18 protein-coding genes and 1 tRNA gene are annotated in these 23,579 nt (G+C 52.3%); 5 read left to right on the forward strand and 14 right to left on the reverse strand.

Annotated elements, in window-relative coordinates; genetic code table 11:
* Positions 1-39 precede the first annotated feature (39 nt).
* The gene (locus ACK4FF_RS10235; RefSeq protein WP_409708435.1) at positions 40-1,821 is read left to right on the forward strand and encodes an alkaline phosphatase D family protein; all 1,782 of its coding nucleotides are present in this window, start codon (positions 40-42) and stop codon (positions 1,819-1,821) included.
* Here the strand turns inward: ACK4FF_RS10235 and ACK4FF_RS10240 are convergent.
* On the reverse strand, positions 1,794-2,192 hold the full coding sequence (locus tag ACK4FF_RS10240) for a thiol-disulfide oxidoreductase DCC family protein (RefSeq protein ID WP_409708438.1): 399 nt from the start codon (positions 2,190-2,192) through the stop codon (positions 1,794-1,796). The two genes, ACK4FF_RS10235 and ACK4FF_RS10240, sit on opposite strands and share 28 nt — an antisense overlap.
* A gap of 104 nt (positions 2,193-2,296) precedes the next feature.
* Here ACK4FF_RS10240 and ACK4FF_RS10245 point away from each other — a divergent pair, with 104 nt between their 5' ends.
* Positions 2,297-2,941, forward strand: coding sequence for a carboxymuconolactone decarboxylase family protein (locus ACK4FF_RS10245; protein WP_409708441.1), 645 nt, complete (start codon positions 2,297-2,299; stop codon positions 2,939-2,941).
* Between the two features lie 4 nt (positions 2,942-2,945).
* Here ACK4FF_RS10245 and ACK4FF_RS10250 read toward each other — a convergent pair whose 3' ends face one another.
* The gene (locus tag ACK4FF_RS10250; RefSeq protein ID WP_409708730.1) at positions 2,946-3,389 is read right to left on the reverse strand and encodes a thiol-disulfide oxidoreductase DCC family protein; all 444 of its coding nucleotides are present in this window, start codon (positions 3,387-3,389) and stop codon (positions 2,946-2,948) included.
* A 128-nt stretch (positions 3,390-3,517) separates the two neighbouring features.
* Positions 3,518-5,560, reverse strand: a complete 2,043-nt coding sequence (locus ACK4FF_RS10255; protein ID WP_409708444.1) for a TonB-dependent receptor — start codon at positions 5,558-5,560, stop codon at positions 3,518-3,520.
* An 85-nt stretch (positions 5,561-5,645) separates the two neighbouring features.
* On the opposite strand from ACK4FF_RS10255, the gene ACK4FF_RS10260 reads away from it, so the two are divergent.
* Positions 5,646-6,338: a hypothetical protein gene (locus ACK4FF_RS10260; RefSeq protein WP_409708447.1), complete on the forward strand. Its 693-nt coding sequence runs from the start codon at positions 5,646-5,648 to the stop codon at positions 6,336-6,338.
* Positions 6,339-6,401: 63 nt separating this feature from the next.
* On the opposite strand, the gene ACK4FF_RS10265 is transcribed toward ACK4FF_RS10260, so the two are convergent.
* From ACK4FF_RS10265 to ACK4FF_RS10305, 9 genes are all read right to left on the reverse strand, one after another.
* A complete protein-coding gene (locus ACK4FF_RS10265) occupies positions 6,402-6,620 on the reverse strand; it encodes a hypothetical protein (RefSeq protein WP_409708450.1) in 219 nt (72 codons plus the stop codon).
* A gap of 35 nt (positions 6,621-6,655) precedes the next feature.
* Positions 6,656-8,272 (reverse strand): DUF4331 domain-containing protein, encoded by a 1,617-nt coding sequence (locus tag ACK4FF_RS10270; RefSeq protein ID WP_409708453.1) that lies wholly within the window; start codon positions 8,270-8,272, stop codon positions 6,656-6,658.
* A 178-nt stretch (positions 8,273-8,450) separates the two neighbouring features.
* The gene (locus ACK4FF_RS10275; protein ID WP_409708456.1) at positions 8,451-9,734 is read right to left on the reverse strand and encodes an MSMEG_0569 family flavin-dependent oxidoreductase; all 1,284 of its coding nucleotides are present in this window, start codon (positions 9,732-9,734) and stop codon (positions 8,451-8,453) included.
* A complete protein-coding gene (locus ACK4FF_RS10280) occupies positions 9,734-10,018 on the reverse strand; it encodes an MSMEG_0570 family nitrogen starvation response protein (RefSeq protein WP_409708459.1) in 285 nt (94 codons plus the stop codon). Before ACK4FF_RS10280 ends, ACK4FF_RS10275 begins: the two co-directional genes overlap by 1 nt.
* Positions 9,999-11,015, reverse strand: a complete 1,017-nt coding sequence (locus ACK4FF_RS10285) for a sll0787 family AIR synthase-like protein (RefSeq protein WP_409708462.1) — start codon at positions 11,013-11,015, stop codon at positions 9,999-10,001. The genes ACK4FF_RS10280 and ACK4FF_RS10285 overlap by 20 nt, the downstream gene beginning before the upstream one ends.
* Positions 11,012-11,587, reverse strand: coding sequence for an MSMEG_0567/Sll0786 family nitrogen starvation N-acetyltransferase (locus tag ACK4FF_RS10290; protein WP_409708466.1), 576 nt, complete (start codon positions 11,585-11,587; stop codon positions 11,012-11,014). Before ACK4FF_RS10290 ends, ACK4FF_RS10285 begins: the two co-directional genes overlap by 4 nt.
* Before the next feature lie 21 nt (positions 11,588-11,608).
* The gene (locus ACK4FF_RS10295; RefSeq protein ID WP_409708469.1) at positions 11,609-12,685 is read right to left on the reverse strand and encodes an MSMEG_0568 family radical SAM protein; all 1,077 of its coding nucleotides are present in this window, start codon (positions 12,683-12,685) and stop codon (positions 11,609-11,611) included.
* The gene (locus ACK4FF_RS10300) at positions 12,672-13,628 is read right to left on the reverse strand and encodes a Nit6803 family nitrilase (protein WP_409708472.1); all 957 of its coding nucleotides are present in this window, start codon (positions 13,626-13,628) and stop codon (positions 12,672-12,674) included. The genes ACK4FF_RS10295 and ACK4FF_RS10300 overlap by 14 nt, the downstream gene beginning before the upstream one ends.
* Before the next feature lie 63 nt (positions 13,629-13,691).
* The gene (locus tag ACK4FF_RS10305; RefSeq protein ID WP_409708475.1) at positions 13,692-14,174 is read right to left on the reverse strand and encodes an MSMEG_0572/Sll0783 family nitrogen starvation response protein; all 483 of its coding nucleotides are present in this window, start codon (positions 14,172-14,174) and stop codon (positions 13,692-13,694) included.
* A 283-nt stretch (positions 14,175-14,457) separates the two neighbouring features.
* Between ACK4FF_RS10305 and ACK4FF_RS10310 the strand changes: the two genes are divergently transcribed.
* Positions 14,458-15,861: a PLP-dependent aminotransferase family protein gene (locus ACK4FF_RS10310; RefSeq protein WP_409708478.1), complete on the forward strand. Its 1,404-nt coding sequence runs from the start codon at positions 14,458-14,460 to the stop codon at positions 15,859-15,861.
* Between the two features lie 358 nt (positions 15,862-16,219).
* On the opposite strand, the gene ACK4FF_RS10315 is transcribed toward ACK4FF_RS10310, so the two are convergent.
* Positions 16,220-17,548, reverse strand: coding sequence for a GDSL-type esterase/lipase family protein (locus ACK4FF_RS10315; protein WP_409708481.1), 1,329 nt, complete (start codon positions 17,546-17,548; stop codon positions 16,220-16,222).
* A gap of 180 nt (positions 17,549-17,728) precedes the next feature.
* Positions 17,729-17,804, reverse strand: a tRNA-His gene (locus ACK4FF_RS10320).
* Positions 17,805-18,314: 510 nt separating this feature from the next.
* Between ACK4FF_RS10320 and ACK4FF_RS10325 the strand changes: the two genes are divergently transcribed.
* A complete protein-coding gene (locus ACK4FF_RS10325) occupies positions 18,315-23,576 on the forward strand; it encodes a hypothetical protein (RefSeq protein ID WP_409708484.1) in 5,262 nt (1,753 codons plus the stop codon).
* The last annotated feature ends 3 nt before the right edge of the window (positions 23,577-23,579 follow it).

Raw genomic sequence — 23,579 nt, forward strand, 5'->3', positions numbered from 1 at the left:
ATACGTTCTTTGGTTGTTTGCACTGCCACGCACCGAACCATGGACCGCCGTTTCTTTCTCAAAGCCGGAATCACTGGCCTTTCCCTGCCCACCCTGGTGGCGTGCAACAGCGACAACACCACAATCGCCTCAGGCACCTCATCGGGAAACAACGTGACCCCAGCCGAAGTGGCAGACCCTTTGATCAACAGCACCGCTGCCTTCCCCTGGGGCGTGGCCAGCGGCGACCCCACTGCGCATGAAGTCATCCTGTGGACTGCGGTGGCCCCGGCCAACGACACTGTGACTCAGATCCCTGTCGTCCTGGAAGTGGTGCGCGTGAACGCTGCCCCCGAGGACAGCAGCACCTGGGCGGCCCTGTTTGAACAGGGAAACGTTCAACAACTGGGCGAATTTCTGGCGGTCAAGGCACGCGACTTCACGGTGAAAGTGGACTTGGGTAACCAAGCACTGTATGCCGGCACACCATTCGCTGTGGGCGAAATGACACCACTGCCGGCCAACCAAACACTGCTGTATCGTTTCAAGGCAGGCTCACAACGCTCGCGAATCGGCCGCGCCAAAACCCTGCCAGACGGGCAGGTGCAACAGGTGCGCTTCGCCACCATGAGCTGCTCCAACCTGCCGGCTGGCTTCTTCTCGGTGTACGACATGGTGCGCCGGGAAGCCTTGGACTTCGTGGTGCATCTGGGCGACTACCTGTATGAATACGGCACGGGTGGCGACACACTAAGCCGCAACGGTGTAGCGCGTACGCCGCAGCCACCACGTGAAATGGTCAACCTCACCGACTATGTGCAGCGCCACCAACAATACAAGCGCGACCCCGAGTTGCAGGCCCTGCACGCCACACACCCCATGATCGCGGTGTGGGATGACCATGAAATTACCAACGACGCCTACAAGGACGGCGCGGAAAACCACCAAGCCGATGAAGGTGACTATGCTGTCCGGCGGACGATTGCCATCCGCACCTACTTCAACTGGATGCCACTGCGTGAGCGTTTCAGCCGGAACGCAAACACGTTTGAGCCCGACCCCCGCGAAGTCATTTACCGCGATTTTCAGATCGGTGATTTGTGCAGCTTGATCATGCTGGACACCCGAATCATCGGGCGCGACCAACAAGCGTCGATCGCCGCAGTGGACCCTGACCGCTTCAACCCCGACCGCAACCTGCTTGGGCTTGAACAACGCCGCTGGCTCAGCGACCGCCTGTATGCAGCCAAACAAACCAACAGCATTTGGACCACCTTGGGACAACAAGTGATGTTTGGCCAACTCAACCTGCTGGAGTTGCCTCAACTGAAAGTGCTTGACCAAAGTTTGCTGGGCAATATCGCAGCGGTGAACATGGACCAGTGGGACGGCTACGTGGCCGAGCGCAACCGCGTATTCAACATGATCAAAGACATTGGCATCGACAACCTGCTGGTGCTGACAGGCGACATTCACACCAGTTGGGCCATTGAACTGTTTGAAAACCCCATGTCGGTGATTGGCGGCACAGCGCTACAGCGCAGCCTTGGTGTCGAAGTGGTCACGCCCTCGGTGACCTCCTCTGGTTTTCCGGATGAAGTGGCCGACCTGGTGTCCGCAGCACTGCCCGTGCTGAACCCCCACATCAAATACAGCGAACTGAAAACCAAGGGGTTTGCCTTGCTCGAGATGAGCAGAACGGCGCTGACTGTGACCTGGAAGTATGCCCAGAGCGTCACCGACGAAGCCCTCATCGGTGTGGAAAACGAGGGGATGCGAAAAACACTCACAGTGCCCGTGGGCACAAACCGATTTCAGGGCGGGTTGCCATCCATCCGGTGAGCCAGTTTTTGAAGCGCTGGCCTAACCCGCAGGAAACCACGGTACGCCAACTCAAGTACCGGCGTTACGCCCGGTAAACGGGCCAGCCTGGCCAGCCATCGCCAACCGGGCAGGCGGGCCCACATCGCCACAAAAGCCTGCGCACCACTGAGGCGGGTGCCATCAGCCTGCTGCACATGAAACCGGGCTAGAAGCGCTGACCGCTCAGCCTCACTGCAAGCGGACGTGTCCGCACTCACATCCAAAAAACACAAACCTGACTCAGCCTCGCCGTCAGCCAAGCGACGCATGTGGGCGATTTCACGGCGACACAAGGGGCAGGCCCCGTCATAAAGCACGGTCAAGGTTTCAGGGGGCTGGGGGGTATGCATAGGCGCCTTCGGTACTGCGATACAACAGCTTCATGCTACCACGTTGCCCAGCCGCCAAAAAGTCAGGCAAAGTAAGGCCAACGCACTTCTGAACCTCACACACCATGGCCAATACCCCACAAGTTCCTGTCAGTGTTGATGCACAAATTGCCCCTCCAGGTGGCTGGAGAAACCCGGGCAAGGTTCGTGTACCCCCTCTGCAAGCTCATGAATTGAGCCTGCCCGCCCGCTTTGGTATTCGGCTGGTAAACCGCATCGGCAAACTGGAAGCCTCCAACCTGTTCATGATGATGCTGCGTAACTTCCGGCTATTCAGGGCATGGCTGGGTTTTGCTGCACGGCTGATGCCCTACGGAGAAATTGCCCGGCGTGACACCGAGCTCATCATCCTGCGTGTGGGCTGGAACTGCCGATGCCGTTATGAATGGGGCCAGCATGTGGACATTGGCCTGCGAACGTCGCTGAGCGAAGAAGATGTGCGCAACGTACCGCTGGGCGCCCAATCCACCACCTTCGAGCCACGCATCCAGACCCTGATGCAGGCCTGTGACGAATTCCACAGCGACAGAATGATCAGCAGTGCGACATGGGCTGCACTGGAAACTTTTTACGACACACGGCGATTGCTGGAAGTGGTCATGCTGATTGGCCACTATGAAATGCTGGCTGGGGTGCTCAACAGCACGGGCATCGCCCTGGACGAGAAACTGGAAACTGTGATTGCAGCGGCTGACATACACCGGTCATGAATGCCTAGTCCACAATAAAGCGATGTTTCAACCCGGCGCTGGGCACCATGCACGCGGTGCTTCGGCCGAACCAGCGATAGCGGTTGCGTGCAATGGTGTTGTACACCCAATCTCGAATTGGCCGGGGGACGACCACGCAATAACGCAACAAGCACCAAGGCCAACGAAGGTAAGTGGCCAGCCGAATGGCCGCTGAAGAACGGACGAACACCTCATCCCGATCAATCAACACAAAAGTCGTCACATCTTTAGGGTCGAAGCCCAGTTCGCGCAACAAACGGGCCCCTGTACTTGATTGCAAAGGGGCGAACATCAAGGCAGGGCCAGATTCATGCTTCAGAATGAACTGAACCGAGCCATTGCACAAATGACAGACCCCATCAAAGATCACCACCTGCTTCAATTTGAACCACCTACTTTGACCAAAGCATAAGTCAGTGTAGGCCATCGGCGTGGTGGTTGCATTCGTCACCTTGGGTTATGCCGTTATCGACGACTGGGTTATCGGCCCAAACCTGCCACACCTTGACAGCCCGACTACTTGTGCGTGCCATGGACAGCTCAGCAAGCGACTAATCAGAACTGGAGGTTGACCGTCAAGCGGGCTTGGCGCGGCACCGCTGGATGAAAGGTTCGTCCAAAACCTGGCGTACCTGCAATGGCGTAATCTTGCGCGTACTGAATATCGCTGTTCTCACGGTCGAACAGGTTAAACACGGACAAGGTAACGTTGAGATCTTTGTTGACCCGGTAATTCAGAAAGGCATCGGAATTGATCACGGAGTCCGATTGCAAGCTGCGATCCTCGACCAAGGGTGCGCTGCCCAAATACCTCAGTTTGTAACCGAGCTTGAAGTCTCCAATGGCTTGGCTGAGTGATAAGGCACCCGATTGCCTGATTGCATTCGGAATGCCCTGGTCTTGAACGCCGATAAACCTTGCGTCTACGACAGCGAAAAATCCATCCAGTTGAAACCCCTTACGGTCCAGGTAACTAGCCACCAGCTCTAGCCCATTTCGTCGACTCGCACCTTTGGGCTCTGTCGTTCCGGCATCCCCGACAAACACCAACTCAGACTCACTTTCAAGCTGAAATACTGTGGCCGATGCGTTGAATGTTTTGGCAGGGTTGATGAACTTCACGCCAAATTCACCGCCTCGCGTACGCGCAAGATAATTGACGGGGCTTGATGTGAATAACCCGCGAGGGTCGTTGCTGTGAAAACCCCGACCGTACGCAACAAACAACTCGGTGGCTTCACCGAAGGGTTTGAAACTTGCGCTGAGTTTGGGGCTCACCAAACCAGCGTCTCGAACGCCACTGCGCGACACGTTCGGGGTCATCAGATCATTGTCATCGTCGAATTGGCCGTTCAAGTCAACACGGAACAGGTCATATCGAACTCCGCCTGTCAACTTCATCCATTGCACAGGTTGTATCTGCTGGGATACAAACACACCCCAATTACTTTGCTGAAACTTGTCTTCGCTGCGTGTAGCCACTCGTGCCCGCGCCACCGTGTCATACAGGTCCACACGATCCACTGAGTCTAAGCGGTAGTCTGCGCCCACGACCAACTGTGACCGCACGAAGGACAGATTCTCAAACAGGGTGTGATTCACACCGCCCCCAAAAGTGGTCCTGCTGTCTGCTTGATTGAACTGGTCAGACAACACGCCGGGCAAACCAAATGGCGTGTTGTCACGTAAACCGTAAGTGAAGTCGCTAAAGAGGTTCAGGGAATAATCCGCGACATACGCGTTGAATTCTGTGATCGATTGATCACCAACGAAATTGAGCCCTGCCGAGAGGGCATGGCGTTTGGTCATCCCTCCGGCAGAGGGGTCCAAACTGCCAAAACGGCCAACCACGCCCTGTTTCACAGCCTCTTCTGGAATGTGGTCTGTGGCCACCCACTGCGACTCATATCCGGAGTACTGGATTTCAAGGCGATCTTGGCCACCAAGCCGATGGTTCACCTTCAGGACGACATTCGACTTTCTGTTGTTCTCAGCCACCTCCCAAGGCCCATTGTTGCGGCTCAACTCCAAGGCATACAGAACGGTGGTCTGATCGTCATTGAAACGGCCTGAATCAACCAACAGGGTCCGAAAGTAGCCGTATTCGCCGACCGTCAATGAAGCCAGCCCTCTTTTCACTTCAGACACATAGTCAAGGTTCAGGGCACCTGCTGAACTGAAATCGCCATCTTGCGCAAAATACGGTCCCTTTCGATACTCGACTCTGGACAACAGTTCAGGAATGACCATGTTGGAGTCGGTGTAGCCCTGGCCGTGGGCATGCCCAGGCAGGTTCAGTGGAGCACCCAAAAACTTGATGGACAGGTCGGTGCCGTGGTCGAGGCTGAAACCCCGAAGAAAGTATTGATTGGCCTTGCCCCCGCCCGAGTGCTGCGTAACATTCAAGCCCGGCACAGTTTCCAACACATCCGAGGACCGAGCAAACGACTGGCCGGCCAGCCGCTGAGGCCCCAACACCCCTTGTGAACTGGTGACACCGCCCAACGCATGGATGGCTTCAATGTCGTCACTGACGGACACCTCATTCAACTCCTGGGCATCGAAATGAACCCCGTGTGAATGCGCCGGAAGACTCAAGGAGAGGGTCGCGACAAAACCAAGGCCATGAATCGCATTAGGATAAAGCCTGTTGAATCGATATTTGCTGATCTGAAGGTGCTGCATGTTTAAGTCAACCACGTTAGGTGTATTGCTGGTTATTCCGATCAGTGCAATGGCTCACTTGACTTGGGTCTCGCCCGAGGCGGGCTACCTGAAGTTGTCCACGGGCCATCACTTCCCCACTCAAGAACTTGAAGTCGTCGGCCAATACATTGACAGAATTCAGTGTCAGTTCGAACCACTGGGCGTTAAAGCACTCGCCACCCCATCGGACTCTGCGCATTTCTCACTGCCCTCCCCTCCTGAGAACTGCCTGGCGCAATTGAAAGCCACACAGATCACATTGACGACCAAGCAAGGTGTTCAACATCTGTCCGAAAACAAAGTTGACCCTGCGCTGGTGAACAAAGCCAAACGCAACGAACAGTTCATTGAAAACTACTTCAAATCAGCACAGCTGAAAGTGATTCAGATCAACAGTCCGCTTTACCAACCGGACATCGCTCAGTTCGTGAGCAAACCCAATTCCGGTGATGACATCTACTTGTTCAAAAATGGATCACCTTTGGCTGGGGTGTCAGTAGGTCTTGAACACCCACAAATACCCATCACACTTTGGTCAAAAACCGACACCAACGGCAAAGTCAAACTATTGCTGAAACCGCAAGGGCTTGCGTTGCTCAGGGCGTTAATCACGGAAGACAAGGGAGACAGTTTTTCAAGTCAGTTTGTGTCAGTACTGATTGACCGCTAGAAACATGTCAGGGCCCCAAGGCCCCGACATGATCTTAATCAACCATCAACCTACAGACCCGCCTTAATCGGGCAGGTCAAAGGGCTCAGCCTCGTCCGAAGTGGTCAAAGCCAAAGTGCTGACATTCTCTGGCTCCCCGGTTTCACTGCTGGTACCCAGCAGACGCGTGGCTTCGGCAGGGCTTACCACCCCATCGCTGGATGCGGTGCCCAAGTTGAACAAGGGATTGTCATTGCCGCCACAGGCTGCAATGACGCCCAGAGCCACCAGACTGGCTGCCATGATTAGCCTACTTTTTTTAGCCATCATCGCCCCCTTTAGTTGACCAAAGTAGTTTGTGTTGGCGCTGGTGTGCCTGAGCCTGGTGTAGGCGTGCTCAAGTAGGGGAAGCGATTCATGAACGGTACCCTGGATTGATCCACGGCATCATGAATACTCAGCGAGGTATTTCCCAGCGGTACGCTGGATGGGTTGCAACTTGAGGCCAGCGTTGTGCCCGGCACAGTATTCAGCTTCAAATCGTTGTTGTTGCCGTTGGCAACACACAAGCCCCCCATCACCGCCACCAAAGAGATATCAACCACGTCATCAATCGGTCGACGACCGTTCGGGAAACCCGCTGCATCACCAAAAGCCAAGCCCAAGGTATTTTGACTTCCGATCGGAGTGACTGGTGTTTCGGTATTCAAGCGCAACATTTCCGACAACACCAGATTGGCGGGGCGGTTGACGCCCTGGATCCCGGCCAGAAATACATTCAGCAGGTCTGTACGCGGAAAATTGGTGGGCGCAGCACCCGCGTTTCCGGTAAGCACCAGGCTGATCAACTGAGGCAAGGTGGGGTTGGACACATAACTCAAGAACTGGGCATCACCTGTGGGTTTGGAGGCATTGAAGCGGTCTTTGTCTTTCAAACCAATCACCACCTCATTGACCAAGGGCATACCCAAACGGGACACCTGAACCCAGGCCCCACCGCCCTTCACGGCAGTTTGGTGGCCTTGGGCAGGCACTCCATCACCCACTTGCAATTGACGCAGGCTGGCAGTCGTCCATCCGCCGATGACATTTTCTGAACCAGGGGTTAGACAATCCTTGTGTACTTCCAGCGCAATACTGGTCACATTTTTGTCTTGAATGGAATTGGCTGCGGCCGCATTGGCATTGGCTCGGTTGGAAATGACGGCAAACGGTGCGTTGACCAAATCAAAAATCGTGCCCAGATTCACGGCAAAACCTTCCTGACGCTGCCCTACAAACACCCGTGCCTGGTTGGTTGACGATGAACAGCCGGGAATTGTGACGGTGTGGACGTGTGCATCGGCGTAGCTTTGATATGCAGAAGCATTCCCAAGCGTCTTCTCGCCAATGTAATCCACGGGCTTTTCCAATGTTGCACTGCCACCAGTGGTTTTGACCACCGATGAACGGTTGCTGCTGCGACGTCCATCCCGCACCACAGTCACGCCGTAGGTTTCATTCAAATTCAGGTTGGTACTGCCCAGGCCGCTGACTGGGCCTTGCTGAATCAAGGGAATGCTGACCGCCTGCCCACCAATGGTTTGGGTCAGGTTGCGCAAATTGTTGCGGAAATTAAACTGAAAAGTAATGTCTTCACGCGCATCGCCGTTGTTGTCGATGTGGATCTCGTACAGCGCATTCGGATCCATGGAAAAATAGTTGGGACCGCCGTATCCATCCTGAAGCGGTTGGTAGTTCGCGATCAATGTGATGTAGTCGGAACGGTTGGCCTCATAGCTCCTGAACATGTAAAAGTCAGTACCGTCGACCTTGGGCGCTGTCGTGATCGACGGCGCCTCACGGTGGCTGGACGCCAGTGCAGTCAGACTGACTGCGGCCAGAATACCCCCCAATAACAGGCTGATGTGTTGTCTCTTGAAATTGAATTGCCCACTTTCCATGAATGATTTCATGTTTCCCCTCACTACTCGGTTTTTTTACAACAAAGATACCTTGGCAACACCTTTGAAAGGCATTCTTTGTACAACACCTGAGGAACCCGGGCAGATGCAAGTTTAAGAATTTATTTATATCCCCCCATTCTTGACGACTTCACCTTCAATCAGTCGTTCCACCCAATGCCGCGCGCTGCTAGACAACGGCTTCTTGAACCTTTGCCAGCTGCTTTTCAATTTCCGCAAGCAAATACGCCGCATCACGCGCAACCCCGGAAAACCGGCCAGAGCCCCATGTATGTAACCAGGGCAAGCCCAGGAAAAACACACCGGGCTCTCGACTGACCCCGCGATAATGAGTTGGGTAGCCCTTTCCATTGAAAATGGGCAGGTCGATCCAGTCAAAAGTGCTCTCAAAACCCACCGACCAGACAATGCCAACGATGTTGTCCCCAGTCAGGTCAACAGCGCTTGGTCCGCCTTCCGGTCGCCATACTGGCGTGTAGCGGGGCTCAACGGGTGCAGACAGCGCCTTGTCGGCGATGAAGGCATCAATCATGTTTTTGATGTTTTCACTGCTTTGGTCGGCATTGTCGAGGTTCTTGCCCAGGTCGTCAGAGAACCGCATCAGGCCCTCGGTGCAATCCAACAGTCGCCCATGCAGGGTCATTCCCTCTTTGGCCCTCAGGCGCAGATCTATGTCTCTACCCCCATCACGACCGGTGACATAGTGGTTGGCCTTGCCGCGTACCTCCTCCTTCTGCGGATGCAACTCGACAGGCATGTCGTAATGCCCCATGTCGGCCAGCCATTCCACCACATCCCGACCCCGATAACGCCTTGCCACGCGAGGAGCACTGCCGACCGAAAGATGCACCGTACGGCCCGCCAGATGAAGGTCTTCAGCAATCTGGCACCCACTTTGGCCCGAACCAATGACCAAGACTTTGCCCGGAGGAAACTGCCCCGGGTTCCGATACTCCGACGAGTGAATCTGAAGTATGTGTGACGGCAGTTTCTCCGACACCCGCGGCACTCTCGGTCGGTGATAGCCACCCACGGCCACCACCACCTGATTGGCGGTGAAGGTTCCCTGTGTGCTTTGAATCTCAAACAGCCCATCGCTTAACTTGCGAAGCAGTCGCACAGAGACTCCCTCATGCACAGGGGGCTGAAACAATGCCGCATACGCTTCCAGGTAAGCCACAATCTCCTGCTTTTTCATGAACCCGTAGGGCTCAGGCCCTGAGTACGGAAAGCCAGGCAGTTGACATTGCCAATTGGGCGTCACCAAACAGAAACTGTCCCACCGCTGATTTCGCCAACTGTGCCCAATCTGGTTGCGCTCCAACACCACATGATCAATGCCCCGGCTTTTCAGCAGATAGCTCATCGACAGGCCAGCTTGCCCACCGCCGATGACCGCGACTGAATAATGATCTCTCAGACTGCCTTGTTCTCTATTCACATCACTCTCCATCAATAGACTTTGATCACTTGCACCACGGCGTCTGAGGACTGCTTGAATTCCTCCGCTTTGCGCTGAATGATCTCCAATTGATCCGACGCTGCCGAGCAAGCGAATCCATATTTTTCCCTTACCCTTTCGCTGGCAGCATTAAGCCCGCGCTCAGCGCTGGCCATGAACTGCGCCAGGGGCAAGGCCTCTCCGTCAGAGAAAAAACTGCGAATGATGGTGGATGGCGATTGGCATCGCATCACCGTCGCGTCGGGCCACATCACATCAAATCGAACCACTGGCATACACATCCCCTTTCTGTTCCGGCAACTTGTTCACCTGCTGACACGCCAGCAACGGCCTTGCTGAAAAATCCCAGAGCAGTTCTCTCTGATTGGCTTGACTGACCCAGACCTCAGTGCCCGTGGCGACACGCCCCACCTCGGCACACGGCAATTCCTGCTGGGCAAACAGCCTCTTCATCGAATCCACGTTGGCAGGCTTGACACTGAAGATGAAACCGAAGCTGGGAAATGTCTGCATCCAGCGTTCCAAGGCCACTCCGGTTGGACGCGGAAACGCATCCGGCCACAACTCACCCCCGCAACCTGAACATTCCAGCATCATCAACGCCGTGCCCAAGGGCCCAGCCATGCTGATGTCCTTGCAGGCCTGGGCAATGCCCTGCTGAGCCACCCAGGGCATCAAGTCAAGGTCAGCCCTCAGGCGCTCAGCGGGCGCCTCCGTACTCGTATTCCAATTGTTCCCCGCACCACGGTAGTTGCCCCGCAGGTCGATGACAGCCATCAACACATCGTCGGGCTCGGCCTTGAAACTGCTTAACAGAACATCGGCATGGCCCAGGATCGACACAGCCAGTTGGGCATGGCTATTCCTGGCATTGGTATGCCCACCAACAATGGGCACTTGGTAACGGCGAGAAGCCACCGACATGCCTTGAAGAATCAGCTTTAACTGCTGCGAATCGGCAGTCCACACCGCGTCCACCACAGCGGTTGGCCTTCCCCCCATGGCTGCAATGTCACTGACATTGACCATGACCCCGCAGTACCCCGCAAACCAAGGGTCATCCTGAACAAACTCATTCATGAACCCTTCAATGGCCAACAGGGTGTAAGAGCCATCGCGGGATTTGATTGCAGCGCAATCGTCGCCCACCTCACATGTGGCTTGGCAGGGCTCGGCTTTTGCCAACTCATCCATGCCAATCGCAATGTCCTGCTTGTGCGCGACGCCTTTGCTCTGCTGAACGGTCCGCACAAGGCTCTGTAACGGGCTCATCGCTGCAACCCACCGGTGCTGAACTCACCAGAACGCCTGAACACATGGACCGCGCCATCAAGAGGGTCGAAGTCGAGGGGATATCTGGACAGGTCCGCCTGCATGAACATGTGATCGACACCATGGACATTGGCCGTACCGAGTGCATTCCAGCCCAGCTTCTCAAACAGCTCCACATTCTGGAGTTGAACATTGGCGTAGAACGACTGGCAACCCTGAACCTGAGCGGTGCACACAGCCATCTTGATCAAGGCCTTGCCAAGGCCCTTCACCGATCGATACTCGCGGTCCACCGCAAGGCGCGAGCCCATCCAGACGCCTCGAGCCTGCTCATGAATTCTCACCGTACCAATCACTGCGTCCGGAATCCCCAACAGCCCAATGGTGGCCACCAAGGTGTGTGCAGTGCTGTCAAAGACGTCGCTGTCACTGGTCTGAAAAATACCCTGCTCCACCACAAACACCTGGTTTCGCAGACTCAGTGCTTGCTTGAAAGACCAATCGTCCTGTGCCAATTTGATGTGGCACTCGCTGTACGAAAACTCTTCGCCGCCCATCTCCGCAATAAACATCACAGCACCTCGCTCCAAGGCTTACGCTTCAAAAGTCTTCAGGGTGGAACATGCACCACATTTGCCACAACCGGCTTTCATATCCTTGGACAGCAGGTCGGCCTCACGCAACATCGCGCCAACGGGTTTCAACACCTCTTGCATAAACTGGGCAGTGGGTACCGGGTGGCTCTCCATGGGTGTTCCTGCAATTGGCACAAAGGGAACCACAAAGGGATACACGCCCCGCTGAATCAACACACGACACATGTCAACGATGTCTGACTGTGTGTCGCCCAAGCCCGCAATCATGTAGGTGCTGACCTGGCCACGGCCAAACACCTCAACAGCGGCGTCAAAAGCGTCCATGTAATAGCTCACTGGCACCGTTGCCTTGCCCGGCATCATCAACTTGCGAACCTCGTCGGAAATGACTTCAAGGTGCATACCGAGGGTATCGGCGCCGCTGCGTTTGAGTACATCAAACCATTCAAACCGGTCGGGTGGCTCAATCTGAACCTGAATTGGAAGGTCGACCACAGCCTTCACAGCCCGAACGCTCTCGGCCATGATGGCCGCCCCGCGATCGGGTGTTGCAGGGGTGCCTGTGGTCATCACCATCTGTTTCACACCATCCAGCTCAACGGCCGCCTTGGCCACTTCGGCCAGTTGCTGGGGCGTTTTTCTCTCAACGGTTCTGCCCGCAGCCAATGACTGGCCAATGGAGCAAAACTTGCAGGTCTTGTTCCTGCTTTCATATCGAATACAGGTTTGCAAAACAGTGGTGGCCAACACATCACTGCTGTGCAGCGTTGCAATCTTTTCGTACGGAACACCTTCGGCCGTTGTCAAGCCATAGAACCTGGGCTGCCGCGGAAAGTCGATCACGGCGATTGGAATGCCATGTTTACGCAGTTCACTTTTCCCGTTGGCATCCGGCCGCCCTGCCACAAATGGGGACTCCCAGGCTGTGTGGGTGTGGACAGGAACCATCACCGTTTCACCGTCAATCACCACCGCTTTGTGATCAGACGGACCGGCACCACCGCGTCGGCTCTGGGCACCGACAGAGGGGTCCTCCAGCCTTAAACCCAGTGTTTGAAGCTCAGTACTCAGCATGATGACTCTCCGAGATTGTTCTCATCGGGGTTGAGGCCCCGTCCCTCACCAACAAACTCAGCAACTCCGGTCGGGCGTAATGCCCCACGGAGTCCATCATTCGCTTGCGCTTGGTCACCAAGGCCATGTCCAAGTCGGCAATCACCATCCCCTCGCCCGATCGAATTGGCTCACCCAACAGTCGGCCCTCCGGGCTGACAATCGCAGTGAAACAGCCTCCCCTTAATCCATTTTGCAAAGCGGGGTCCTGAGAAATGCTTTGCACCTGTTCCTCAGTCAGCCACGCCGTGCTGTTGATGACAAAACAGCCTGACTCAAGCGCGTGATGACGTATGGTCACCTCCATTTGGTCAGCGAATATCTGCCCCACCAATGAGCCTGGAAACTGTGCACAATGAATTTCCTCGTGCTGTGCCATCAAGCAATACCGGGCCAAGGGGTTGTAATGCTCCCAACAGGCCAAGGCACCAATTCGCCCCACTGCGGATTTCACCACCTTCAGGCCAGAGGCGTCGCCCTGCCCCCACACCATTCGCTCGTGGTAAGTGGGTGTGATCTTTCTGCGCTTCAACAGTATTTCGCCGGTGCCATCAAACACAATCTGTGCGTTGTACAAAGTCCCGTGATCGCGCTCATTCACACCCAGCACCACCACCATGTTGTACCGGGCTGCCAGAGCAGACACTGCAGCGGTCTCCTCACCCGGAACGCACACTGCGTGTTCATAGAGACGCAAATGCTCTTTGCCCTGCTGCACAGGGGGCGATACAAACGAGAAGTAGGGGTAATACGGTACAAAAGTTTCCGGGAACACAATAATCTGCACGCCCTGTGCTGCGGCCTCCTCCATCGCTTGGCAAACACGCTGTATGGTCTGCCCCGGGTTCTGTAGATCAGGTGCAATCTGCACCGCCGCGGCCCGAACTGTTCTGGGCTGAGTCATGGTTTTTTACCCCCAAAAATGCCAATTGGCGGGGTCACCCAGTGGTGGCCACCGCCGAGCCACTTACAGTGTCCAGGTGTCGATGATCACCGCGTTGTCGCGCTTGTGCAGCAACACCAAGTCCATGACATCCAGAGGGTTGATGGGGCGAATGCCTTCGATCAATGAAGGCTCCCCGTGGCCGTAAAGGGCCTGCAACGCAAACCGGCAGGCGTACACCTTGCCACCTTCACCCATGAACTTCTTGATCTGGTTGTTGAAGTTGAGGTGCCCCGGAAATGCTTCATTGCCCAGCGTGGGGAATCCGCGCTGCACGCCCAGGGTCACACCGGGCCCATACAACAGCACAGAAGTGTCAAACCCCTTGCGCTTCAAACGGGTGGCTTGCAACAGGTTTACAAAACCAATGGAGCCCTCAAACGCAACGGTGTGAAACGTCACCAGCGCCTTCTGACCCGGTTCCGCTTTCACGTCCTCAAATACTTTCTCTTCGTAGTCCACAAAATAATCGCCATCAACATGGGCGGGATGATTCACTTTGGGCATGTCCATATCTCCAGAGTCACAAGGAATCGGCACCGGAAAGGTGTGTTTGCACTGTGCCGGCGCACTCTGGTGAAGGTGCAATGCGTGTACCAGTTCAAGACGAGGCGATCCAATCAACGTGCAATCAAACCCGGTTCATGGGACTTTCCAGTCCATGCGCAGCGGCTGGCCCGAACCGTCATCCCTCCCGATAGCCCGCCACCGCGCACCCCAAAGGTGCAATGCACCGGGCGCACAAGTTGCTTTTGTTCCCTGAGATGAAGCAAGCAGTAAGGTAGCCGCCATGCGTAGCCGATCAACATTGTTGGAAGACTGGAATCGGGTTGTGTCCCAATGCGACAAACCCGCCTATCTGGCGATAGCAGATGCGATTGAACTGGAGATTCGGCAAGGCGTTCTTAAACTGGACGACCGGCTTCCACCGATCCGGGAGTTGGCCAAAGGGTTAAGTCTGGACTACACCACTGTGGCACGCGCCTATCAGGAAGCCCAGCACCGTGGCCTGATTACCTCCAAGGCGGGCGTTGGGAGTTACGTCAGGATACGGAATTCCAGTCAGTTGGAGACTGAACCTTCGCTCATCGAAATGACGATGAACATGGCCCCGGAACCCAATGAGGCGGAGCTCCTGGCACGGATGCGTCATGGAGTCCGGCACGTCACCGAGCAAGGCAACTTCCACCGTCTGACCCGCTATCAAGACTTTGGTGGCAACGATGACGATCAAGCAGCGGCGGCAAAATGGCTGGCGGGTGTCAGCGCACCCGAACCGGGTCGAAGAATCTTGATCACCCCGGGCATTCAACCCACCCTGGCCAGCCTGATGACAGCCCTGGTCGGCTCGGGCAACCCCTTGTGCGCCGAGTCGATCACCTACCCGGGCGTTAAAGCCATCGCAGGTTTGCTGGGCATCAAAGCCTTGGGTGTCCGCTGCGACAGCGAGGGCATTCTGCCCGACGCACTTGAAGCACATTGCAGGGTCAACAAAGCCAAGGCGCTTTACCTGAACCCGACCATACAAAACCCCACGACCCGTACCATCACTGAGCGCCGCCGACATGAAATTGTGGAAGTGGCTCGGCGGTTTAATCTGACAATCATTGAAGACGACCCCTACAGCAAACTGATGGGCAAGCCCCCTACTTCGTTTGCCAGCCTGGCCCCTGAGCTCACCTATTACATCAATGGTTTGTCAAAGACATGCAGCGCCGGGCTTCGAATTGCTTTTCTGATCTGCCCGAGCGAGTTTGAATCCAAACGCATTGCATCGCTGCTTCGTGCAACGCAGATCATGGCCAGCCCTGTCAGCACTGCGTTGGCCACGCAGTGGATTCTTGATGGCACCGCACAGATGTGCCTGGACAGCATCCGAACAATGAGCCAGCGCCGACAATTGATGGCCAGGCGCGTGCTCGGGGACTTCAGAGTCGAGACGAATCCGGAGGGCTTTCACCTTTGGCTGAACCTGCCCTCGGCTTGGGATCAATCCGCTTTTTGCGGGCGCCTGCTCAATCGCGGTATCGCCATTGCCAGCGCGGACATGTTCTGCCTTGAAGGCACGCCCCCCAACGCTGTGCGCCTTTCATTGGGAGGAAACCTGTCGGATGAGCGTCTGGAGCATACGCTGAGAATTGTTGCGGAAACGCTGTACAGCAATCCGCCATCCAAGGCCCTGAAACAGCCATGAAACATGGGCTCTAGGCCAGCGCGGCAACTGTAACCCACCCTGATTCAAATCTGGTATCTGTCCACCATTAAGGCTCCGCCAAGCTTCGATGCGAGCTGCCGAGCGGTCGGAACCCTGCGTGTCGCCGATGGCCTCACCCACACTCAGTACATCCAGCGTGCCTTTGAAGATGAGCTGAAAACCGCAGGTGCATTCACCGCGTCCAAACCCCGTGTGACTCTGTCCGGCAAATTGAACAAGCTCGAGTTCTCCTCAACCCGCAATATGACAGGCGGCAGTTGGACCATTGATTTAAGCTTGCGATCCAGTAACGGTCGCTCCATGAAAACAGAAGTCCTGTGGGTTCTCATCTCAGCAATCACTTTCGACAGTGCCCATCGGCGCCGGGGATCAGCCGGTCCAATGGAACCTGTTGAGCCATCACGTCAAACCCCACTGAATTAGGGTGCAGCAAGTCCGGAAAAAACAAGGCCGCATTTGGAATACTTGAATCAAATGGCACCGACATCGCCCGTTCAAAGTCGATGATGTGATCGGCCTCGGTGTTGCCACGAATCAGGTCATTCAACGCCTTCCGCTGCGGCTCGAACGCCCCACGGTCCCATCCCAAGGCGACATCCAAACGAGGCGTTACCGTACCGAGCAACACGCACAGGCCGGCGTCCTTGGCACGTTTCACAATACGGCTCAATCCAGCATAAATCACGGGTGCGGGCACGCCAGCCCCCAAGTCGTTCGTGCCCTCGAAGAGAATCAGAGTTTTGACCTTGGAGCGCCCCAACACATCCCGATCAAACCGGCTTTCTGCGGATGGCCCTTTGAACAATTGCCCCGGCTGAATGGCTGCATCGGTCACGGTGTTGCTGTTGATTCCTTGATTCAAGACAGACATCTTGATGCCTGCCGCCTGCAATCGATTGGCCAGAAAATCGGGCCAGCGGGTGTTGGTGGTTGGCACAATGTAAGCACCATCAGTGATGGAATCACCGACAGTCACAACCGCCCCCAGGTAATCAGGTGCATAAACATCCACGCCGGACAGAAAAAACCACCCGGTATTCACTTGTGTGAAGGCCAGCCCAAGGTCATCGCCAGTCTGGTTACCGGCACCCGGTTGGGTCAGGTAGTTCAACCCGAACGAGACGGCGTGCCAAGTGATCGGCCCACTGTTGCCGACAACATGAAACGACACGGACAGGCTTTCTCCCGCACGGTAAGAAAAGGCCACCGGGTCACTGATGATTTCCTGCCCTGCGGGAATAATGGCCGCTGAACTGCCTGAGAAAGTCAGCGGCTTCGCACTGGCCGACTGCACAGAAGCAGCCACCAGCGTTTTTGCAATCGTCACCGGTTCAATACGAACAGGCCGGTCCCCTTTGAGGTTTGAAAAGCGGACCCGAAGCACATCGCCGCCCATAGTCGGGTGCACGATCATCCTGAAGCTCTGTTCCTGCGCCTCGTTGTTGGGCAGAACACTGGTGTTGGACAAAAAATCGTAGGGCGACACTCCGCTGATGGGCCCATTTGGAAAGGGTCCGTAGGGTGCAGCAGACCATGCGCCAATCCAACCGTCCGGGTTGGTTCCAGCCTCGGCGACAGTTGGTCGAGTTGCGGCATTGGTTCCGACTGTGCCCACCGAACCATCACCCGTACAACTGACCAACGTTGCAACGAGAATTGAAGCCACGAAGGATCGGAGCAGCAAATACCAAGGCGGATTGAGCATACAGTTCCAGTGTGTTCAACAGTCGATGACACGTGAGGCTAGCCGAACTGACGCGGCGTGTATGTCAACTTTGAGACACCTTGAAGTAGGCTGACAAACAAAAAGGACCTAGCGCTTCACAGCGCTAAGTCCTTGTATTTTTGGGGCGAGGTATGGGGCTCGAACCCACGACCCACGGAATCACAATCCGTTGCTCTACCAACTGAGCTAACCCCGCCACTGGGGAAACTTGTCAAAATTCTTTGGCCTGCCCGGAGGGGTTCGAACCCCCGACCCTCGGCTTAGAAGTTTGGTGCACCCAAACGTGTAGAAAACTACACAGTTAGTTACCAAGTGGCGTAAATAGGTGCTCTCTGCGATATGGTCAAGGAAGGAAGTTGCACCAATAGTGTCGTTTTACATCAACAAGACAAGAACAAAAACTTTAAATCGCTTCGCGCCAACCCCCCAATGAGAGGATCGGCTCACTTACACCTGTGGTGCAAGAGTCCTCCTCAGGTACAACAAAGACAATACATTAAGCGTAGGAAAAGCACGAGCCGCGATCAGACAAGCCAGATAACACACTACAAACGATTTAATCTAAATGTAGCCGCTTCCCGTTTTCGCGGCTTCTACCTGCGGCGCAATACGACTTGGGGAGCACTGCTTTAAGGAGGTGGCGTTTGCTTGCCAATCGGATTCAGTTATAAATAATAGATGATGGTATCAACTTTTAAATGCCATCATGATCTACACAGAAACGAGCGAATGGGTACCCGAATTCATCATTAGAGCCCCAGGATTTGCCTGGGATCTGGCACAAATTTCCAAAAGCGTCGGCGTTCCAACGAGCTTTTTGGACGACCTTCTAGTTTCACTGCAGCTAAACGAACCTTTTTGGCTGAACTCACACCTTCAAAATTTAACAAAAGGGCCAACCTTAGACTTTCCAGTTGATGTTGAAGGACAACTTCGGTACGTTCTTGGATGGCTGACTGTCGACTGTTATCGAATTACGATCGAAAAGTGGGGTGAAAGCGACCCATTTTTTAGCAAACTATCTAAGCTTACCAACGCTCTATATCAACTAGAGGCTTTTAAGAACTCCAATGTTTACCAAAACCTGCGCTCAGATACCAAATTAAAATTTGGGAATCGAGAATCTGTACCCCGAGGCTCTGCACCCCTCGCAGAACTATTGAATAATACAGGGATGTCAAATTGCAGAGGTTTATATCCACAGGTTATTTTATGGATAATAGAGAGAAACTATCAGGCCTACCTGCACAGCAACAGGACAACCCTGCTTACTCGACAAGCCTTTGAGTTAATAAACATTCTTCGCAACATTAATAATGGCGAAACATGGGATTTCCTGTCAGAACGAATAAGAACTCAAAAATGGAACTATAATTATTTTAAGTTCAGACAAACAATCATTCAACAGATATTCCATGGCAACTTGGAATTAGAATCAGATAAATTTCAGGTATCTCAGAGAATTCGATATCTCGCTCAAAAGCTTGATGAAATGAGAGCGCAACCAATTATTTTCCTTAGTTCGGTTGAGCAACCTGTGGTTTTAACTGACAACTCAGTGAATGCGGAGTATATCCTAGCACAGATTGATATGACAGGCGAAGAGGATATGCCAGCCACAGGCAATAAAAAACAAACATCAAACGACCAGGAGTCAAATAAAAAAGACATACCGAGTGAACGGAAAAAGAAATCAACACGTCAGCAAACAGTACTGAAAAGGCCGAAAACGATTGACGATGAAAACAGAAGCTGGCAGCGCTCAATTGAAGAATCCATATGGAGTGCAGCTAATCCATATGTAAACGACAGAGTTGAAGATTTCGTTTCAAAGTTCGAGCCAAACGCAGATATTCCTGAGAACATTCGAAAAGTTCTTCAAGATGATCTAGAAGTAACAGAGAAAGACATAGAAATTCTCGCCACTGTAGTCTGGCTCCAAATGAAAACGAGTCAACCACTCAGGAATCTTGCTCTTACGGAGAATGCATTCAACGCTCAGGAAGAATGGCGATTCAATCCTGAGTTAACCAAGCTTCATAGAATCAGGCCTCAATTCGATCCACAATCCAACGTTGAATGCGATCATTTACCAAATGATGTGCTCACTGTTCAATACCTAGACTTACCTTCAAAGGTTGTAAACGTTCTGTCGAAATATCGCATATTCAAAATACCGTTGCTAGAACTACTGAAGCAACCAACTGAAGGCCTTGAACGACCAAAAGACCATAATGGTAGCAGCTCATCGAAAGAAAGCGGGGAGAAAACTCCATCTCAGGTTATAGAACGGCTGTTGCATTGCCAAAACAAGCTAAGTAAAGCATTGCAAATCGATCATTTTAATTGGCCTTGCCATTGTTTACGAATAATACACAACCGTAAAACAAGAAATCTTACAGAAGGTCAATTACTATACATACGCCCGAATGAACAGCGTGACGCTAGCACCGCTTATTACCGAAAGAATACGAACGAAGGAATCAATATTGCAGGTTCAGTATATTGTCCAAACATTTCGAAAGCAAAAGAACACCTCGATTTGATTCTTCACTCAATCGAATCTAAAATCAAAGGCAAGGATTTATACGAGTTCTGGAATTCATTAACTGATCTCATTATCCTATATCTAAGTATTACAACCGCATCAAGGCCGTTGCTCGATCCGTTCGCCGAACTCGTAAATTTTGATTTTAACAATCATCTTCTCATTCTAAAAGATAAAGATCTTGATAGTCGAAATTCAACCAGAGTGGTTCCCCTTGTAAGGGAGATCAGCAGTTGGCTTAAAGACGTTTATTTCCCCCTTCTCAGAGAATTGTCACACCGTACAGAAAACAAAAGGCTTGCGGCGATGATTGAGGCACTGAGTGATTCAGAATCACCTGTACAACAAAAAATTCCATTGTTTTTTCATATCAGTCCACGGGGCGTAGAGCACATTGGCGAAAACTGGATCTACAAATATTTCAATCATAAAGGTATAGTCAGCAATTTAGCCAGACACCTAAGTTCCACCTACCTGGATCTCTCGGACAGAGAACTGAACGATCTACTTCTAGGCCACCAACACCTTGGGCTCCCGCTACACGGAACTTGTAGTGCACGCGTAAGGGACAAAGACATTGATGCGATACGCACAGGTACCTCAGAGCATCTCAAAAGACTTCTTACAGCTCATCTTCCATTGGTTGAATTCCCTTCTGACGGAAGATTTAAGGGACATCAACATCCGAAATCTTTTGGTGAAGAAAAGCGTCGCAGGGAACGATCATCTAAGTTTGGGAGGCTAAGGACACAAATCGAATCTCTTGCGGATGATGTCAACAAACTGCCGTACCAACAACGCGTTAAGGCAGCCAACGAAACGCTCATACTTATTAAATCAACAGAGAAGTATCAAGATTCATGCAGAGCTTTAGCATCCCATTTTTGCAAATGCATCGATGGCGTTGATCCGGACCTACTGAACCACAAAACTTGGGAACGCGTTCAAGAGAAAAATCCGATTGATGTGAAGTGGATGCAACAACTCCACAAGAGAAAAATTATTGAATCGAAACTAGAAAATTTGATTTGCGACCATCAATTATTTAAATCGGTGAGCGATCTAAATCTTCTCTTCTCTTTTTCCTTAATAATTTACAATGGAGTCACCGATTGGGAAGTTCATCGGAGTGTTCTCAAAGAAGAATATAAATGCTTTAGCCTATTTGATGAAGTATACATCGAATTCTCCTTTGAAGAAGGTGATCCTAACTTTGCAGCAACAAGACGTCACCAGCTATCGCAGCAATCGGTGAATATTTTGCAGCGGCTCAAAAACGGAAGGGGGCGAAGTAAAAAAATAAGTCCTGTAAACCAGAAAATTAGTGATGATTTAAGATATCGAATAAATCAAATTAATTTAGGAGGAGCAGATTCATTGTCGATAGTTGAACAATTGATCATACTTGAGAAAGCATTTCAAATTTATCATCTACCCACGCCAATCGCACAAATAGCAAGTGGGGAAATTCCGCATCGTTCGATGTGCCGAGCTAGCCTTGCTGCCCACAAAAGAGGCATCAGAATTTTCAATCTTGCTGAAAGTTTCACACCGATTATTCCATCACAACAATCAAGAAAAAAGCTTGATGTCACTATCCATCAACTTTTAGAACTGGCAGCAACACTGACGAATCAGTCTCAAGAGTTTTTATACAAGGTCAGCCATATAAAGCCTCTTGAATCGGCAGCTCTGGCTTTGAAAGAATACTTGGTTGATCTATTCACTAGAAGTCACTTAGGGCGACCTCTGGCCACAAGTACCAAAGCAAAATACATCTCAAAAATCCGCCATTTTCTTGAATCTACTGAGGTAATCTATTTTATAGCGATTAACGACCCTGACGGAGTTAACGAGGAAATATTAGAGTTTCTAGAAAAACTAGGTCGCAAGAATAGCGAAGGAGCAGAATATGCACGTCACATATACGCCTACTTTGACACACGAGCACTCGCCTTTATTTCAGAAAAAGTTTACGTTCCTTACCTGCAAAAAATTTTTAAACCACGAGTCACAGTTTACACTCCTGAAGAAATAAATCTTGTTGCAAGAAAACTCTTAAATGGCTCACATCTTCAAGCTCTACACTTGCTCAATTTCATTGCCGATTTCGGAATTCGTACTTTCGAGACAAGTCTTATAAAATGCTCCAAAGTACACATCAAAGATAAGAAAGAAATTCGAATTTATCTCAGAGGCAACTCGAGTCATCGATTGAAAACGACAAGAAGTAATCGAATAATTCTGCCTTTAGAAGTTTGTGGTGACTTCCTGACTCGATCACTGATTGAACACGTAGAGGCGAAGCAAAGCTTAGATCCGGGTTCATTAGTAATTGACTCATCTTTCAACGAGGCCTTGGTCACCTTAAAACAGGCAATAAGTAAATATATAGGTAGGGGCCAAGTTTATAGCTTGAGGCATTTTTTTGCAGACCAACTATTTACGCCGATACTGCGACAATCACTGGGTCTTGAGGCCCCTGAAGTTGAATTGCGCCTGAATAAACTGAATGGCGGCCCGCAAGACTCCTACACCTTATATTTTGCTGGTCGCTTACTTGGCCATACTTCTCCCAAGACATCCCTCACACACTACTACCATCGAGGGTTCGAACTTATTGATGAATACTATGCAAAAAATCGAGGACTACAAACCAAAATAAGTGATGCCACCGTTTTCTTCCCCCCAATGATCGGAGATGAAGCACAACTTGCAATTCTTCCAAAATCAGGTAACCCAGGAGTTTTTCAAGAAAACGCTTTCAGGATTTGCGCTCAAGTCATGACTAGTATCGCTGGAGGCAAGGTTACGTCTGACCAATTCAACCTTCTGGCGGGTCATATCGAAGTATCTAAAACACGGGACTACTTGGCTTCTTTGCCTGCGGAGCTTCAGCTCGGTATAAAAGGTAAGTCAAAAAGACCGAATGGCGCAATCATCCACCTAAAGTATCTTGATGAAGTTGCATCGCGCCCCTCCCCCACTATCGTCCGATTCAAGTCAATTACCAAATTCCAAACCCATGACTTCCTCGGGATGTGGACTCGATCCCAGATGGTCGTAAGTCTGCCTGAAACAATTGATCAGGACCTTTCAATGCTTTCGCTAATTGTGTCCAACCTAGGGCTTCAGATGTCAAACCTAAGCTTCTTCACATCACCTCACGATCGATCCGCACTACTTCATGAGAAATGCATCACAAAGGGAATGCAATTAACAGAAGCTCCAATCCGACATCTTTTCACTCAGCGGAATGATGGGCGAAGTCCGCGGGAAGAATTCGTCTGCATAAGGGCAAGACAAAGCACAGAATCTGCATCAGATCAACGCCCATTTACATTAACAAATTCAGTTCTGTTTGCCGAAGCCTGCGTACTCGCAATTCTCACCTCCTTTTGCAATACATTGATCATCTAGGAA

It is taken from the genome of Limnobacter sp. (assembly GCF_046297615.1).
Taxonomy (GTDB): domain Bacteria; phylum Pseudomonadota; class Gammaproteobacteria; order Burkholderiales; family Burkholderiaceae_B; genus Limnobacter.